14 protein-coding genes are annotated in these 15,590 nt (G+C 58.0%); 9 read left to right on the top strand and 5 right to left on the bottom strand.

Annotated features, from left to right (window positions below; all coding sequences use genetic code 11):
• Positions 1 to 54 precede the first annotated feature (54 nt).
• Entirely contained in the window at positions 55 to 987 is a 933-nt protein-coding gene (locus tag ACR0BI_RS16725) for an MBL fold metallo-hydrolase (RefSeq protein ID WP_170395914.1), read from the top strand.
• Positions 988 to 990: 3 nt separating this feature from the next.
• On the opposite strand, the gene ACR0BI_RS16720 is transcribed toward ACR0BI_RS16725, so the two are convergent.
• The 3 genes from ACR0BI_RS16720 to ACR0BI_RS16710 all read right to left on the bottom strand — a co-directional run bounded on the left by ACR0BI_RS16720 (position 991) and on the right by ACR0BI_RS16710 (position 4,690).
• Positions 991 to 2,322, bottom strand: coding sequence for an NAD(P)/FAD-dependent oxidoreductase (locus ACR0BI_RS16720; protein WP_480563054.1), 1,332 nt, complete (start codon positions 2,320 to 2,322; stop codon positions 991 to 993).
• Positions 2,323 to 2,471: 149 nt separating this feature from the next.
• On the bottom strand, positions 2,472 to 2,813 hold the full coding sequence (locus ACR0BI_RS16715; RefSeq protein WP_170395910.1) for a hypothetical protein: 342 nt from the start codon (positions 2,811 to 2,813) through the stop codon (positions 2,472 to 2,474).
• Positions 2,814 to 3,031: 218 nt separating this feature from the next.
• Positions 3,032 to 4,690, bottom strand: a complete 1,659-nt coding sequence (locus tag ACR0BI_RS16710; protein ID WP_480563056.1) for an NAD+ synthase — start codon at positions 4,688 to 4,690, stop codon at positions 3,032 to 3,034.
• Positions 4,691 to 4,832: 142 nt separating this feature from the next.
• On the opposite strand from ACR0BI_RS16710, the gene ACR0BI_RS16705 reads away from it, so the two are divergent.
• Positions 4,833 to 6,338: an MORN repeat-containing protein gene (locus ACR0BI_RS16705; RefSeq protein WP_480563057.1), complete on the top strand. Its 1,506-nt coding sequence runs from the start codon at positions 4,833 to 4,835 to the stop codon at positions 6,336 to 6,338.
• A 7-nt stretch (positions 6,339 to 6,345) separates the two neighbouring features.
• On the opposite strand, the gene ACR0BI_RS16700 is transcribed toward ACR0BI_RS16705, so the two are convergent.
• Positions 6,346 to 7,011 (bottom strand): SDR family NAD(P)-dependent oxidoreductase, encoded by a 666-nt coding sequence (locus ACR0BI_RS16700; RefSeq protein ID WP_480563058.1) that lies wholly within the window; start codon positions 7,009 to 7,011, stop codon positions 6,346 to 6,348.
• Between ACR0BI_RS16700 and ACR0BI_RS16695 the strand changes: the two genes are divergently transcribed.
• Together ACR0BI_RS16695 and ACR0BI_RS16690 are read left to right on the top strand one after the other, a co-directional pair.
• Complete coding sequence (locus ACR0BI_RS16695; protein ID WP_480563059.1) at positions 6,992 to 7,207, top strand: hypothetical protein; 216 nt, start codon at positions 6,992 to 6,994, stop codon at positions 7,205 to 7,207. The genes ACR0BI_RS16700 and ACR0BI_RS16695 overlap by 20 nt on opposite strands.
• A gap of 80 nt (positions 7,208 to 7,287) precedes the next feature.
• Positions 7,288 to 8,859 (top strand): 2-isopropylmalate synthase, encoded by a 1,572-nt coding sequence (locus ACR0BI_RS16690; protein WP_170395900.1) that lies wholly within the window; start codon positions 7,288 to 7,290, stop codon positions 8,857 to 8,859.
• A 172-nt stretch (positions 8,860 to 9,031) separates the two neighbouring features.
• Here the strand turns inward: ACR0BI_RS16690 and ACR0BI_RS16685 are convergent, their stop codons facing one another.
• Entirely contained in the window at positions 9,032 to 9,817 is a 786-nt protein-coding gene (locus tag ACR0BI_RS16685) for a 23S rRNA (adenine(2030)-N(6))-methyltransferase RlmJ (RefSeq protein ID WP_480562820.1), read from the bottom strand.
• Positions 9,818 to 9,971: 154 nt separating this feature from the next.
• Between ACR0BI_RS16685 and ACR0BI_RS16680 the strand changes: the two genes are divergently transcribed.
• From ACR0BI_RS16680 to rodA, 5 genes are read left to right on the top strand one after another with little or no spacing between them, the layout of a single operon-like run.
• Complete coding sequence (locus ACR0BI_RS16680; protein ID WP_039523195.1) at positions 9,972 to 11,018, top strand: rod shape-determining protein; 1,047 nt, start codon at positions 9,972 to 9,974, stop codon at positions 11,016 to 11,018.
• 56 nt (positions 11,019 to 11,074) lie between these two features.
• Positions 11,075 to 11,977, top strand: a complete 903-nt coding sequence (mreC, locus tag ACR0BI_RS16675) for a rod shape-determining protein MreC (RefSeq protein WP_170423788.1) — start codon at positions 11,075 to 11,077, stop codon at positions 11,975 to 11,977.
• The gene (locus tag ACR0BI_RS16670; protein WP_170597301.1) at positions 11,970 to 12,506 is read left to right on the top strand and encodes a rod shape-determining protein MreD; all 537 of its coding nucleotides are present in this window, start codon (positions 11,970 to 11,972) and stop codon (positions 12,504 to 12,506) included. The genes mreC and ACR0BI_RS16670 overlap by 8 nt, the downstream gene beginning before the upstream one ends.
• A complete protein-coding gene (mrdA, locus tag ACR0BI_RS16665; RefSeq protein ID WP_170512994.1) occupies positions 12,503 to 14,452 on the top strand; it encodes a penicillin-binding protein 2 in 1,950 nt (649 codons plus the stop codon). Before ACR0BI_RS16670 ends, mrdA begins: the two co-directional genes overlap by 4 nt.
• On the top strand, positions 14,449 to 15,588 hold the full coding sequence (gene rodA, locus ACR0BI_RS16660; RefSeq protein WP_480562819.1) for a rod shape-determining protein RodA: 1,140 nt from the start codon (positions 14,449 to 14,451) through the stop codon (positions 15,586 to 15,588). Before mrdA ends, rodA begins: the two co-directional genes overlap by 4 nt.
• Positions 15,589 to 15,590 lie beyond the last annotated feature (2 nt).

Genomic DNA, 15,590 nt, shown 5'->3' with positions numbered 1-15,590 from the left:
ACAGGCCCAGACTGACCTAATTCAGTCAAACATGCTCTGACAGGGAGAACGACCATGACCATCAGATTGACTCGCCGGGCGGCGCTTGGAACAGTTGCGGCTCTGCCGCTTGCGGCAGCTACTTCGCCTGTTCTGGCCGCAGGTACCGAGACCAAAGCCAACTCTACAATAGCAAAATCGTTTCAACTGGGCGATTTCACCGTCACCACCTTGTTGGATGGCAGCCTGCCTCGTGATGGTGCGCAAGACATTTTCGGCGGCGGCGCCTCGGATGAAGATTTCGCCCGTGTATCGGCTGACAACTTCATCTCGCCAGATGTTGCGCAGTTCTTCTTCACACCAACGCTGGTTAATACGGGGTCCGAGATGATCCTGTTTGATACTGGGCTTGGCCAAGGTGGAATTCAGGCCGCGCTGGCCGACGCCGGCGTAACGCCTGATCAGATCGATGTGGTGGTCATTACCCACATGCACCCCGATCATATCGGTGGTATGACAACCAATGATGCCGCAACTTTTGCCAATGCGCGTTATGTAACAGCAGCACCCGAATACGACTTTTGGTCAGCGCAAGACGCGGGCAACCGAGTGGGTGATATGGTTGCAGCCAAAGTCACCCCGATGGCAGAGAAGATGACCTTTATCGGGGATGGTGGTGAAGTCGCATCTGGCGTCACCGGTATGGCAGCGTTTGGGCATACTCCGGGCCATATGGTCTATCACCTAGAAAGCAACGGTCAGCGTCTGGTCCTGACGGCGGATCTTGCAAATCACTATGTCTGGTCCTTTGCACATCCTGAATGGGAAGTGCGATTCGACATGGACAAAGCCGCTGCAACGGAATCGCGCAGGAATGTGCTGGGCATGCTGGCTGCGGACAAAGTGCCTATGATCGGCTATCACATGCCTTTCCCGGCCGCTGGGTATGTCGAATCCCGTGGCGACGGGTTCCGGTTCGTGCCGGTCAGCTATCAAATGATGGGTTAGAGGCTAAAAACCAGCATCCGGCCGCACTTTTGACCCATCCGTGAAACGGGACAGGCGAAAGGCGGTCGGATCAACGCAAGGCGTGCTTTCCGTAACAAGGTCCGCCACTAATCGACCTGCGGCAGGACCGATGCCAAAACCGTGGCCGGAGAAACCGGTCGCAATATGCAGGCCCTGCACCGCGTCCACTTTCGAGATGACCGGGATCGCATCCGGGGTCACATCGATCAGGCCGGCCCAGCTTTGCACGATCTCCGCACTATCAAGCGCAGGCAACGCCTTGCGGGCGTTGGCCCACGCCCTTCGCAACACTTTCTGGGAAGGTTCCGGGTCGAGTACTCGGCAATGTTCAAACGGTGTCACATCGGTCGGCAGCCAGCTTCGATCCTCATTCGCCTCGACTATCCAGCGTCTCGAAAGGCGAAACCTTAAGGACCGCCACTCTTGCCGGAATGCGGGCAGAAACTGCAACCCGAGTCGGAAACTGTCAGGAACGATATCCACTGTATTCTCGTGACCCGAAGCTATGGTGTATCCCCCGTCCGAGCGCTTTCGAATGGCAAAATCATCACTCCAAAGCGACACCTCTGGCCCTGCTGCAACCGGAGAGGTCCGCATGACCGTATTGAGCACTTTGAGCTGTGGCAGAGCGATTCCCGCGTTCCCCGCAAACAGCCGAGACCAGGCTCCGCCTGCAAGTACGACTTGACTACACCTTACGCGGCCGCGTTCGGTGAAAACACCTGCGATCCGGCCCGCAGCAACATCGACACTTCGCACCGCGCATTGCGTCATGATCGCGGCCCCACGGTCGCGCGCCGCCTCGGCGATTGCGGGGGCCGCCCATTGCGGCTCGGCCCGCCCGTCCTGCGGCATGTAAAGCGCTGAGCGCAGTTTCATACTGTTGTCCGACAGCAACCAGTCCAGTTCAGCGCCGGATACCATGCTAGCACCTGTTTGCAGCCCTTCAACATGGTCCAGCCATCGCGTCAGGTTTTCATCGTCTCGTGCGCCAGATGCGCCAAACACGATTCCTGATTGAACATAGCCTGTGGCGCGTCCCAATCGCGCATCCAGCCCTTGCCAGATTCTAAGCGCCTCTTGCATCAGGGGGATCTCGCGCGGATCACGTGTCCCAAGGCGCACCCAGCCCCAATTGCGCGAGCTTTGCTCGCCCGCAATCCGGCCTTTCTCGCACAACAGAACGGAAACACCTCGCTCAGCAAGCTCGAAGGCAGCCGAAGCCCCGATGATTCCACCACCTATGACGACAACATCTACGTGTTTGGGAAGTGTGAGATCAGATTCGACGGGTGTCGGTGTGGGGCCTGGCATTAACCGCTCGGTGCTCGTTCATCGGAGCGACATCCAGCCTGAAGGCGATTTCACTGGCAATGTAGAAAACGGTTGGTCCCGGGCAATTGCCGGAACCTGTGGCCAATTGGCCAATGCGCGGCGAATTACGCCGCGCAGATGCGTTCAGATTACGCCGCCCCGGAAAGTTGCGCCCATTTCTGGCGCAGTACCGTGCTGAGCTTGGGATCGGACTTTGATGCAAGCGATTCCTGTGGCTGCAACACCGGAAATTCCGATCGCAACGGAACCGGGCCTGCCACCGCGCCGGGCGTCGGCTCTTCCTGGCTCATAATGTCTGCAATCGCAGCATCCAGCGCCTGTTCATCCAACTTGCGCGGCGCTGATTCCATAGGCTTCAACTGCAACGGAGAATGAAGCGGCTTATCGTATCCATTCGTCATTTGACCACCAATACCTTTACTGACATCCCAAACACGGATGCCTTTTCCCAGTTCCACAATCCCGGTCATCGGCTCTGAAAATGGCAGGCCAACCTACCGGATTGCGTCACATCCGCCCCATATGAGGCAGACCCCTGTCGTAAATGTGGCAAAAAAAGGACGCGCGTACAAGCGAAACATAGTCTTTTCATCGCACAACTGGCTGAAATGGATAAACAAACTGCCGCAGAAATCCGCATTACCATGCACTTTCGAAACAATGGTAAATTCTTCAATCAGAGCGGTGCTTACGTTCTATCCCGCCAGCGATTTACAATCGGATAGCGGCGATCCAGCCAGAAGGCCCGCGGTGTCAACCGTGTGCCAGGCGCGGACTGGAAGCGCTTGTATTCACTAATGTAAATCAGATGTTCGACCCGCCGGGCCTCGGCCTCGTCAAATCCGGCTGCAACGCAGTCGGCGATTGAGCCATCCTGATCCACCAAAATATCAAGAATCGCATCGAGAACGGGGTAGTCCGGCAGGCTGTCGCTGTCTTTCTGGTCTTCACGCAATTCAGCACTTGGCGGCTTGTCGATCACCGAAGGGCGTATGACTTCGTCTTCGGGTCCCATCATCCAGTCGCGATGATTGGCGTTGCGCCAGCGGCAGGTCTCGAACACGCGAGTTTTGTACAGATCCTTGATCGGGTTATAGCCGCCGTTCATGTCTCCATAAATGGTGGCATATCCCACTGCGACCTCGGACTTGTTGCCGGTGGTCAGCAGCATCTCGCCAAACTTGTTCGAAATCGCCATTAGCAGAAGACCGCGCAGGCGAGACTGGACATTTTCTTCGGTCAGGTCCTCATTCCGCCCTGCAAAAAGCGGAGCCAAAGTGTTGGTTACCGCTGCGCGTCCCTCAGAGATCGGCACAAAGTCGTAGTGCACTCCCAGCGCCTTGGCGACGGCTTCGGCATCATCCAAAGAACTTTGGCTTGTATATTCCGAAGGCAGCATTACGCAGCGTACATTTTCCGCACCGATCGCATCCACGGCTATTGCGGCCACCAGCGCCGAGTCGACGCCGCCCGACAACCCCAGCACAGCTTTGCCAAACCCCGTCTTGCCCATGTAATCGCGCAGAGATTGCACCATCGCGCGATAATCCTGCTCCCATTCGTCGGGTTGCGGCACGACTTCACCAGCCACAATACGCCATCCGTCATCTTGGCGCGACAGATCGATATGGCTGACGGCCTCATCGAAGACGGGCATGCGGAACGCAAGCTCTCCACCCGGGTTCAATCCAAACGTAGCACCGTCGAAAACCTGATCATCCTGCCCGCCGACCATGTTCAGGTAGATTACCGGCAGGCCCGTTTCGACCGTGCGAGCCACCATGTGGTTCAACCGGATATCGTATTTGTTTCGAAAATAGGGCGAGCCGTTGGGGATCAGCAGAAACTCGGCCCCGGTTTCTTCCAGTGTCTCAGCGACATCCTCGTGCCAGCCATCCTCGCAAATCGGGCTACCGATACGAACATTTCCAACCGCATAAGGGCCGCCCATAGGACCCGCATCATAAAGACGAACTTCATCAAAGACGGTTTCATTGGGCAAATGATGTTTAAGAACTTTGCTGACAATCCGCCCACCTTTGAGGATCAGGTAGGCGTTATAAAGCTTCCCATCTTCGACCCAGGGGCCGCCGATTGCCAGCGCCGGGCCTTCGGCGCAGTCTTCAGCCAACGCCTGCACCGCCTTCATCGCTGCCTGATGAAAAACGGGCTTCATCACCAGATCCTGAGTATTGTAGCCAGTGATGAACATCTCGGGCAGCGCCACAAGATCGGCCTGTGCAGCGCGCCCTTGCTGCCAGGCTGCAGCAGCCTTGGCGGCATTACCGTCGATATCCCCAACCGTTGGGTTCAATTGCGCCAGAGTGATGCGGAAACGATCGGCCATTTTTGCCCTCTTGCCCTCATGTCTTTCAGGGATTTAGCAGATCACACCGCGAGTGAAAGGCAAATGCGCCAAAAGCCGTTGCTCTGCCCTCGGCGGTATCTTAGTTTTGCGCCAACACAAACACCGCAGGCAGGTACAAAAAATGAAAGCGATCCGCACATCCCTTACCGCTGCAACGCTTACAATGCTGGCGTCTTTTGCGATCGCCCAACAGGACGGTCAGATTGTCATCGCTGATGATGATGTCGGAGGTGTCTACGAGGGCACGTTCGAAAACGGGCTGCGCCATGGCACCGGCACTTACCGCCTGCCGAACGGTTTTGAATATTCCGGTCAATGGGTCGAGGGCGAGATTCAAGGACAAGGCACCGCGCGCTACGCCAATGGCTCTGTCTATGAAGGGACATTCACCAAGGGCCAACCAGAAGGGCGCGGCAAAATCGTCTATTCTGATGGCCAGTCCTATGAGGGCGAGTGGGCCAAAGGCACGATAAACGGTACCGGTATCGCGACATATTCCAACGGCTCGCGATACGAGGGCGGCTTCAAGGACGCCAGATATCACGGTCACGGCGTGCTGACCGGCCCGGATGGCTCGGTTTATGAGGGCGACTGGGTAAACGGCCAGAAAATCGGCAGCGCCAAGATCACCTACGCCGATGGAAGTACCTATGAGGGCGGCTTGAATGGCGGGCAACGGCATGGTCAGGGTAGTCAAGTCTGGGTCGACGGCATGACTTATGCTGGGTCCTGGGCCAACGACCAGATGGCCGGAACGGGCCGTTTGGTTCAACCCAACGGAGATGTCTACGAAGGCGAAATGGTCGAAAATCGCCGACAGGGCAAAGGCAAATCCATCTATGCCAACGGTGCGACCTATGAAGGCGACTATGCTGATGACCAGCGCCATGGTCAGGGCACCTACAAGGGCAGCGACGGGTTTGCATACACAGGTGCCTGGCAAAAGGGCCAGATTGAGGGCCTGGGCGAGATGCTCTATCCCGATGGTTCGGTTTATATCGGCGACTTTCTGGATGACCTGCCTCATGGCAAGGGGCAAACGACATACCCCGACGGATCAATTTACGACGGCAACTGGATCGCCGGGATTTTTGAGGGCACCGGCACGGCAACCTATCCCAACGGAACGGCTTATAAGGGCCAGTTCAAAAACGCCCGCTTCGACGGCAAAGGTATTCTGACCTTTGCAAATGGCTATCGCTATGATGGCGATTGGGTAGACGGTGTCCGACAGGGCAAGGGCAAGGCTACGTTTCCGGACGGGATCATTTACGAAGGCGATTTTCTGAATGGCAAGCGTCACGGCAAGGGAACACTGACCCGACCGGGCGGATACAGCTACACAGGCGACTGGGCCGACGGCAAGATCACTGGCTTTGGAACCGCCACCTATGAGACCGGGGATGTCTATGAGGGCAATTTCCTGGAAAACAAACGCCATGGTGACGGCACGATGCGTTTCGCGGGCGGCGAGGTTGAGACCGGCGTCTGGGAAAATGACACGCTGGCGACCGAAACAGAGACTGCCCCCGAAACCCCCGCTGCGGGTGCTGAAACCCCTGAGCCCGACTCTACCCCCGACGCGCCCGCCCCTGACGCGACAGACCCGGATATAGACGACGGCTAAATCAGCCCTACCAAGGCACGCGCTTGCCAGCCCAATCGTAAAAACTGCCCGAGTCAGCGGGGGTGAGTCCATTGATGACGGACAGCAGATTGGCCGCGGCCTCAACGGGTTCAACAGCCGGGTGGCGGGCAAGGTACTTTTCGGTAAAGGCCGTTTTGACTGTACCGGGGTGCAAAGCGACACATATGGCCTGTTTGTGCGTGCGCGCCAATTCGATGGCAGCAGTATGTACAATCTGGTTCACAGCCGCCTTGGCCGCACGGTAACTGACCCACCCACCCAGCCGGTTGTCCCCGATTGAACCAACCCGGGCCGACAGCACGGCGATCACCGATCTGCGGTCGCGTGGCAGCAGGCGGTGCACGTGCTTCAACACCAAGGCCGGGCCAACTGCGTTCAGTGCGAACTGGTCCATCATCGCCTTCGCGGACAAGGTGCGCATAGATTTTTCCGGACCCATACCGTTAATCTCAAGCGCCCCTGAGGCTACCAGGATCAGATCAAACGGATCAGAAAGGGACGCCAGCATACGCTCTGCGCCATCCGGGTCGGTCAGGTCAAACCCATCCGTTGATCTGGCCAGTCGGGTGACTTTGACACCATCCGTTGTCAGGTGGTCATTCAAAGCGCGCCCGATACCGCCAGAAGCTCCGATGATTAATGCTGTTTTCATGCTCGAGAAGTTAGCCGAAAGCTTCATCGCTTCAACTCCAACGTCATTTTTGTTCCCCCGTAAATTTCCCGCTTTTCATTCGCCGCGCGCCCTGTATAAGCTGATCCCCATGATCAACCGCGCAGATATCGCTTTTGCAAACGCCGCACCCAGCGGCGCGTTGCTGCGTGGTCTACTGATCCTAATCCGCCTCTGAGCGTGCCATCCGGCGCGCCCGCTCAGAGGAGGACGCCCGCGCGCCAAGAGGCTTTAGGACAGAAGAAGAAAGAGAACCCCATGACAAACGTGACCGACCAAGACCGCGTCGTGATCTTCGACACCACCTTGCGCGACGGCGAGCAGAGCCCCGGCGCGACCATGACCCACAACGAAAAGCTCGAAATTGCCGAGCTTCTGGATGAGATGGGCGTCGACATCATCGAAGCCGGATTCCCCATTGCATCGGAAGGCGACTTCAAAGCGGTGTCCGAGATCGCCGAGCGCTCGAAGAACAGCCGCATCTGTGGTCTGGCCCGCGCCAATTTCGCCGATATCGATCGGTGTTGGGAGGCGGTGAAACACGCCGAGAAGAACCGGATCCACACCTTTATCGGAACCTCTCCGCTGCACCGGGCGATACCAAATCTGACGCAAGACGAGATGGCCGACAAGATCCACGAAACGGTCAGCCACGCGCGCAACCTTTGCGAAAACGTGCAGTGGTCGCCGATGGATGCGACCCGGACCGAATGGGATTATCTGTGCCGTGTGATCGAGATTGCGATCAAGGCTGGCGCAACCACGATCAATATCCCCGATACTGTCGGTTATACTGCCCCGGTCGAGTCTGCAGATCTGATCAAGCGCCTGATCGAGACGGTTCCCGGCGCGGATGAGGTAATCTTTGCCACCCACTGCCACAACGACCTTGGCATGGCGACAGCGAACTCTCTGGCAGCGGTCGCAGGTGGTGCGCGTCAGATCGAATGCACCATAAACGGGTTGGGTGAACGCGCAGGCAACACCGCGCTGGAAGAAGTTGTGATGGCGTTGCGCACACGCAACGACATCATGCCGTGGCATACTGGCATCGACACCACCAAGATCATGCATATTTCGCGACGGGTCGCGACCGTGGCCGGATTTCCGGTGCAGTTCAACAAGGCCATTGTCGGCAAGAACGCTTTTGCCCATGAAAGCGGCATCCATCAGGATGGCATGCTGAAGAACCGCGAAAACTTCGAGATCATGCGCCCTGAAGACATTGGGCTCTCTGGCACCTCTTTGCCGCTGGGCAAGCATTCGGGCCGCGCTGCACTGCGCGATAAGCTCGAAACGCTCGGGTATGAGGTTGGTGACAACCAGCTCAAAGACATTTTTGTGCGCTTCAAGGATCTGGCCGACCGCAAGAAAGAAGTCTTTGACGATGACCTCATCGCGTTAATGAGCGTCGACGACGAAGCGGACGATCACCTTCAGCTGGTGTCGATGAAAGTGACCTGCGGTACCGGAGGTCAGGCCGAAGCGACGGTCGAACTGGAGGTAGAGGGTGCGGACAGGATCGCCACGGAAAACGGTGACGGCCCCGTAGACGCAACCTTCCGGGCGATCCGGGCGATCTATCCCAACACTGCGCGGCTGCAACTGTATCAGGTGCATGCGGTGACCGAAGGTACGGACGCGCAAGCCACGGTTTCGGTCCGTCTGGAAGAGGATGGTATGATCGCCACCGGTCAGTCTGCAAATACAGATACGGTGGTTGCGTCGGCCAAAGCCTATATCCACGCGCTGAACCGCCTGATCATGCGTCGTGAAAAGGCTGGTCCGGGGGCAGATACACGCGAGATCAGCTACAAAGACCTGACCTGATCGAAGGGTAAGGCGAATGGCTCCCGCGCCCGCGGCGGCCCGGCTTCGCCGACCCTTCTTGGGTTTTGGGCCCGGCAGCGCGCCACTGGCGCGCTGCCGGGCCCAACGCGTTTGACGGCATCTTTGATGCAGGCAAACGGAGCGGGAGCTTTCCCTGTGTAATTCTTGCTTTTCAAAGCTGAGCGAACAGCTCCGACAAGCGGCGCGTTTCGTCTTCGATCCCGAAGGGCGCATTCAACATGAACATACCTGATCCGACCATGCGATGACCTTCCCGCGCCGGAGGGAACGTGACCTCATGGCAAATCGTTTTGGGATATCCAGCGGATTTCAGAGACGAAATCATAGCCTTGTGACGTGCATCCGTCAGGATTGGATACCAAAGTGCGATCACACCCACGTTCCATTTGCGGTGCAGCTTGGCGATCACCCCGGGCAATCGGTCATACTCGGCCTTCACTTCATAACTGGGATCGATCAGCATCATCCCGCGCCGAGGGGTCGGGGGTAGCAACGATTGGGCCAACTCAAACCCATCCTGCTGATAGACCTTCGCACCGAACGGCGACAATGCCAGTGAAAGTGCCGAATGTTCCTGCGGATGCAGCTCGGCGAAATGCAGGCTATCCTGTTTTCGCAACAGGTTGGCCGCAATCAGGGGTGAACCGGGATACGCTTGCACGCCGTGACTGGCCTGTATGGTATCCAGCACCCGCGCCATTGGATGATCGGAATCAAACCAACCTTCGCGCCTGACGCGCCCGATCCCGGCGACAGCTTCACCCGTTCGAACCGCCTCAGCCGCGTCAAGGTGATATAGTCCACGCCCGGAGTGCGTTTCGATATAGCTGAGGGGTTTGTCCTTTTGGGTCAAATAACGCAGCGTCCACGCCAATAAAGCGTGCTTTTGCACATCAGCCAGATTTCCAGCGTGGTAAATGTGTTGATATGAGAGCATTATGCCTTCTAAAGTCTCCATCAATAAGGCGGAAAGGTGCTGATTGTCGCGGAATCAGCCCTTTAACCGGGCGAGTTGGCACCCTATAAGGCATCCGTCCCGGAACCGTCGAGTCGCGGGCAGTGGAAATTCTGACAAACGGGATCGGGGAAATATGGGCATCTTTGGCAATCTGGGCGGCCTGTTCACAGCCGACATGGCTATCGACCTTGGAACAGCTAACACGCTGGTTTATGTCAAAGGGCGCGGAGTGATCCTGTCTGAGCCCTCGGTCGTTGCCTACCACGTCAAGGATGGGGTCAAGAAAGTCCTTGCTGTTGGCGAGGACGCCAAGCTGATGTTGGGCCGGACCCCCGGCTCCATTGAAGCCATCCGTCCGATGCGCGAGGGTGTCATCGCGGACTTCGATACCGCCGAAGAGATGATCAAGCATTTTATCCGCAAGGTGCATAAACGCTCGACCTTCTCGAAACCCAAGATCATCGTTTGCGTCCCTCATGGCGCAACCCCGGTTGAAAAACGCGCAATCCGCCAGTCGGTTCTGTCTGCAGGCGCGCGCCGCGCGGGCCTGATTGCCGAACCGATTGCCGCTGCGATTGGTGCAGGAATGCCGATCACCGATCCAACCGGCAACATGGTTGTGGATATCGGCGGCGGGACCACCGAGGTTGCGGTTCTGTCGCTGGGCGACATCGTCTATGCCCGCTCAGTCCGCGTTGGTGGCGACCGGATGGATGAGGCGATCATCTCGTACCTGCGGCGTCAACAGAACCTGCTGGTGGGTGAATCAACTGCGGAACGGATCAAGACCACCATCGGTACCGCACGGATGCCAGACGACGGGCGTGGCCAGTCGATGCATATTCGCGGGCGCGACTTGTTGAATGGTGTACCGAAGGAAATCGAGATCAGTCAGGCTCAGGTGGCCGAAGCACTGTCTGAACCCGTGCAGCAGATTTGCGAGGCGGTGATGACAGCTCTGGAAACCACGCCGCCCGATCTGGCGGCTGATATCGTGGACCGGGGTGTTATGCTGACCGGAGGCGGAGCTTTGCTGGGCGATCTGGATCTGGCGCTGCGCGAGCAGACCGGTTTGGCAGTTTCTATTGCTGATGAAAGCCTGAATTGTGTGGCTTTGGGCACGGGCAAAGCACTCGAATACGAAAAACAACTGCGCCACGCGATTGACTACGAAAGCTAAGGCGCGCACCCTGATGGGGTGAGAACTCGGGCACGAGCAGCACGGGAAGGTAACCTGTGGCAAAAGACCGTTCACAGCGCGACGAATACACGACCCCTTTGCGCCGCCTGCTGCTGGGGATCGTGGTCCTGTGCCTGCTGGGTATCTTCCTGATCTGGCGCATCGACAGCCCGCGAGTGGAACGGTTCCGCGCGCAGGTGGTGGATACGGTAGTCCCCTCGATGGAGTGGGCAATGGTCCCGGTCACTGCGCTGGTGAACCTGTCTCGTGATTTCCAAAGCTATCAGCGGCTCAGCGAGCAGAACCAGGAATTGCGCAGCGAGCTGCGCCTGATGCGCGCCTGGAAAGAGGCCGCGCTGCAGCTGGAACAGGAAAACGCCCGCCTGCTGGACCTTAACAATGTTCGGCTCGATCCGCGCCTGACCTATGTCACTGGGGTGGTGATGGCGGATAGCGGCTCACCCTTCCGGCAATCTGTGCTGCTGAACGTGGGGGAGCGTGACGGGATCGTGGATGGTTGGGCAACAATGGACGGGATCGGAGTGGTCGGGCGCATATCGGGTGTTGGCCCGGATACCGCGCGCGTGATCCTGATGACCGATGCCTCAAGCGCGATCCCGGCGACGATCCAGCCTTCGGGGCAGACGGCGCTGATCGCAGGAGACAATACTTCAGCCCCTGCGGTGGAGTTTCTGGAAAACCGGGAACTCGTGCGACCGGGCGACCGGGTCGTTACATCAGGCGATGGTGGCGTGTTCCCCGGTGGCTTGCTGATCGGTCAAATCACGGTTGATCCCGGTGGCAGGTTGCGCGTGCGGCTGTCGGCAGATTTCGAGCGGCTCGAGTTTCTGCGCGTACTACGCTATCAGTCGGCCCCACCAATCACGGAATCCGGTGATATCGTCGGCCCCCGTCAACCCGAAGCATCCTTGACCCCATCCGAGGTCAATGATGGATAGGTCGGTCTCAGATCTGTGGGCCAAGCGCGGTCTCTATGTCGCTCTGGCGGTATTTGTGGTGTTTCTGCACCTGTTGCCGCTGGATACAAAACCTGATCGCCTGCCCTTTCCTGACATACTGATCGCTCTTACCTACGCATGGGTGCTGCGGCGGCCGGAATATATTCCGATCCTGATCATTGCCATGGTCATGTTCATGGCCGATTTGCTGTTGCAACGCCCACCCGGGTTGCTTGCTGCGTTAGTGGTTCTGGGTGCAGCCTATCTTCATTCCACTGCAGCTGGCATGAAAGACAGCGGGTTTGTGGGCGAATGGGCAACCGTCGGGGCCGTGATCACGGTTGTGTTTGTGCTCAATCGACTCATTCTTGCTATCCTCTCGGTGCAACAGGCAACTCTGGGACCGGTAGTGGTGCAAGTTATTCTGACAATCGCAATCTATCCTGTGATGGTTTTGATGAGCCAAACTGTATTTGGCGTTAGGCGCAAATCTGTTGCCGACAGCACGATGCCAAGGGTGCGGCCATGAAGCAGCGCAAACCAAAGCCCAAGGGCCTTGCTTACAAACGTTTGCCGCGCCGCGCCTTGATCCTCGGTGGGCTACAAGCGGCCTTTATCGGGGGGCTGGCAGCCCGGATGCGGTTCATGCAGGTGGATCAAGCGGATGAATACCGTCTGCTGGCCGAAGAAAACCGGATCAACATCCGTCTGATCCCACCAACCCGGGGCCGGATTTATGACCGAAACGGGCAGATCATCGGATTAAACTCTCAGTCCTATCGCATCGTCATCGTGCGCGAGGATGCAGGCGATATCGACAAGGTCATCGCCAAGCTTTCGGAACTGATCCCGTTGACCGGGGATGAGATCGAGCGTGCCAAAACCGAAATGCGCCGATCGGCCCCGTTTCTGCCGGTCACGCTGGCCGATCAAGTAACGTGGGAGGATATCTCGAAAGTCGCGGTCAATGCCCCCGCACTGCCTGGTGTCACGCCCGAGGTCGGCATGACACGCCAGTATCCGCGCTATGAAGATTTCGCCCATGTAGTCGGCTATGTCGGCCCGGTCAGCGACTATGATCTGAGCCAGATTGAAGACCCCGAGCCGGTACTGCGCATCCCACGGTTCCAGATCGGCAAGGTCGGGCTGGAAGCCAAGCAAGAGATCACCTTGCGCGGCAAGGCCGGGGCCAAGCGGGTTGAGGTCAACGCCACAGGCCGGGTGATGCGCGAGCTGGACCGCCAGGTCGGCGAAGCCGGGGCAGATTTGCAATTGTCAGTCGACGCCAATCTGCAGCAATACGCGCAGGCGCGATTGGCTGGGGAAAGCGCCGCTGCGGTCGTGATCGATTGCGAAACCGGCGACATCCGCGCCATCAGCTCGGCCCCCAGCTTCGATCCGAACCTGTTCGTGCGTGGGATCTCGGTGGCGGACTACCAGATGCTGACGCAGGACAAGTATCGCCCGCTTGCCAATAAGACAGTACAGGGCACCTACCCTCCTGGATCGACTTTCAAAATGATCACCGCCATGGCTGCGCTCGAAGCCGGGGTGATCAGCCCTTCCAGCACGGTGTACTGTCCGGGTCACATGAAGGTGGGCAGCCGCCGCTTTCACTGCTGGAAACGCGGCGGGCACGGGACGGTCGACCTTGAAACTTCGCTGAAGCGCAGTTGCGACGTCTACTATTACGACGTGGCAATACGTGTCGGGATCGACAGGATTTCCGAGATGGCACGCACCTTCGGACTGGGTATCAAACATGACATTCCGATGTCTGCCGTTGCTGCCGGGCTTGCCCCCAATCAGGAATGGAAGCAGCGGGTTCACGGACAGGACTGGCTGGTAGGCGACACCGCAAACGCTTCGATCGGTCAGGGGTTCATGCTTGCCTCCCCGCTTCAATTGGCCGTGATGACGGCGCGTTTGGCGACAGGTCGCGCCGTGCAACCACGCCTTGTTCGATCAATCAATGGGGTTGAACAGCCCTCGGGCGCGGGTGAACCGCTGCAGGTGAACCGCAACAACCTTGAGCAAGTGCGCAAAGCCATGTTCACAGTCTCGAATAACAGGCGTGGCACCGCGTATCGCAGTCGCATCATCGCCGATGAGTTCCGCATGGCAGGCAAAACCGGCACCAGTCAGGTGCGCAATATTACCAAGGCAGAACGCGCCGCAGGTGTGATCCGAAACGAAGACCTGCCATGGGAGCGTCGAGACCATGCCCTGTTCGTCAGCTTCGCCCCCTATGACAATCCGAAATACGCTGTGGCTGTGGTGGTGGAACACGGCGGCGGCGGCTCCAAAGCCGCGGCCCCAGTGGCGCGCGATATCATGCTGCAGGCACTCTACGATGGCACGCCACCGCTCGAGGCGTATCCGGCCGGAGACCGAGAGCGCATCAAAGAACAACAGAAACGGCTGGAGGGTGACCGTCGCCCCAAAGCGCGTCCTGACGAGAAGGACCGCGCATGAGCTATCTTGAATATGCCGTCAAATCCACGCCGTCGGGGTTTCGCAAGTTCCTTTATATGAACTGGCCGCTCACCCTGTTGCTGATCAGCGTGGCAAGCGCGGGGTTCCTGATGCTCTACTCGGTCGCGGGTGGATCCTGGATGCCGTGGGCGGAACCGCAAATGGAACGGTTCGGTCTGGGCTTGGCAGCCATGTTTATCATCGCGCTTGTGCCTATCTGGTTCTGGCGGAACATGTCGGTTGTGGCCTATCTGGGCGCGATCGGTCTACTGATCGTGGTCGAACTGTTTGGAACGATCGGCATGGGGGCGCAGCGCTGGATTGATCTGGGCTTCATGCGGCTGCAACCCTCAGAAGTAATGAAAGTGGCGTTGGTGATGGTGCTGGCCGCTTATTACGACTGGCTTCCGGCGCACAAAACCTCGCGCCCGCTCTGGGTGATTATCCCGGTCATTCTGATCCTGATCCCGACATTCATGGTGCTGCGCCAGCCCGACTTAGGCACATCGATCCTGTTATTGGCTGCTGGTGGTGGTCTGTTGTTCCTTGCCGGGGTGCATTGGGCCTATTTCGCTGCCGTGATTGCAGCGGGGGTTGGCCTGATTGCTGCGGTGTTCAACAGCCGAGGGACTGAATGGCAGTTGCTCAAAGATTACCAGTTCCGACGCATCGATACGTTTCTGGATCCTTCAACCGATCCGTTGGGAGCGGGATATCACATCACGCAATCGAAGATCGCTCTGGGTTCGGGGGGCTGGAATGGGCGCGGTTTCATGCAGGGAACGCAATCACGTCTTAACTTCCTGCCCGAAAAACACACCGATTTCATCTTCACCACCTTGGCCGAAGAGTTCGGCTTTGTCGGCGGCATCACACTGTTGATCCTTTACGGTCTGATCCTGATCTTCTGCATGGTCACGGCGCTGTCGACCAAGGATCGTTTCTCGTCTCTGGTGACACTTGGGATCGCGCTGAATTTCTTCCTGTTTTTTGCCGTCAATATGTCGATGGTGATGGGGCTGGCCCCAGTGGTCGGAGTACCGCTGCCGATGGTCAGTTATGGCGGCTCGGCCATGCTGGTCCTGATGGCCGCCTTTGGCATCGTTCAAAGCGCCCATATACATCGTCCCCGCTGAAA

It is taken from the genome of Ruegeria sp. E5 (assembly GCF_056534105.1).
This window is presented reverse-complemented; position numbering and strand designations above follow the sequence as displayed.

What these genes read in the sequence shown, in the direction of transcription:
- ACR0BI_RS16680 (WP_039523195.1), top strand. Translation starts at nt 9,972, where the DNA reads ATGGGCATCTTTGGCAATCTGGGCGGCCTGTTCACAGCCGACATGGCT.
- ACR0BI_RS16715 (WP_170395910.1), bottom strand. Translation starts at nt 2,813, where the DNA reads ATGACCGGGATTGTGGAACTGGGAAAAGGCATCCGTGTTTGGGATGTC.
- mrdA (WP_170512994.1), top strand. Translation starts at nt 12,503, where the DNA reads ATGAAGCAGCGCAAACCAAAGCCCAAGGGCCTTGCTTACAAACGTTTG.
- rodA (WP_480562819.1), top strand. Translation starts at nt 14,449, where the DNA reads ATGAGCTATCTTGAATATGCCGTCAAATCCACGCCGTCGGGGTTTCGC.
- ACR0BI_RS16720 (WP_480563054.1), bottom strand. Translation starts at nt 2,322, where the DNA reads ATGCCAGGCCCCACACCGACACCCGTCGAATCTGATCTCACACTTCCC.
- ACR0BI_RS16695 (WP_480563059.1), top strand. Translation starts at nt 6,992, where the DNA reads ATGATTAATGCTGTTTTCATGCTCGAGAAGTTAGCCGAAAGCTTCATC.
- ACR0BI_RS16710 (WP_480563056.1), bottom strand. Translation starts at nt 4,690, where the DNA reads ATGGCCGATCGTTTCCGCATCACTCTGGCGCAATTGAACCCAACGGTT.
- ACR0BI_RS16725 (WP_170395914.1), top strand. Translation starts at nt 55, where the DNA reads ATGACCATCAGATTGACTCGCCGGGCGGCGCTTGGAACAGTTGCGGCT.
- ACR0BI_RS16685 (WP_480562820.1), bottom strand. Translation starts at nt 9,817, where the DNA reads ATGCTCTCATATCAACACATTTACCACGCTGGAAATCTGGCTGATGTG.
- ACR0BI_RS16705 (WP_480563057.1), top strand. Translation starts at nt 4,833, where the DNA reads ATGAAAGCGATCCGCACATCCCTTACCGCTGCAACGCTTACAATGCTG.
- ACR0BI_RS16670 (WP_170597301.1), top strand. Translation starts at nt 11,970, where the DNA reads ATGGATAGGTCGGTCTCAGATCTGTGGGCCAAGCGCGGTCTCTATGTC.
- ACR0BI_RS16690 (WP_170395900.1), top strand. Translation starts at nt 7,288, where the DNA reads ATGACAAACGTGACCGACCAAGACCGCGTCGTGATCTTCGACACCACC.
- ACR0BI_RS16700 (WP_480563058.1), bottom strand. Translation starts at nt 7,011, where the DNA reads ATGAAAACAGCATTAATCATCGGAGCTTCTGGCGGTATCGGGCGCGCT.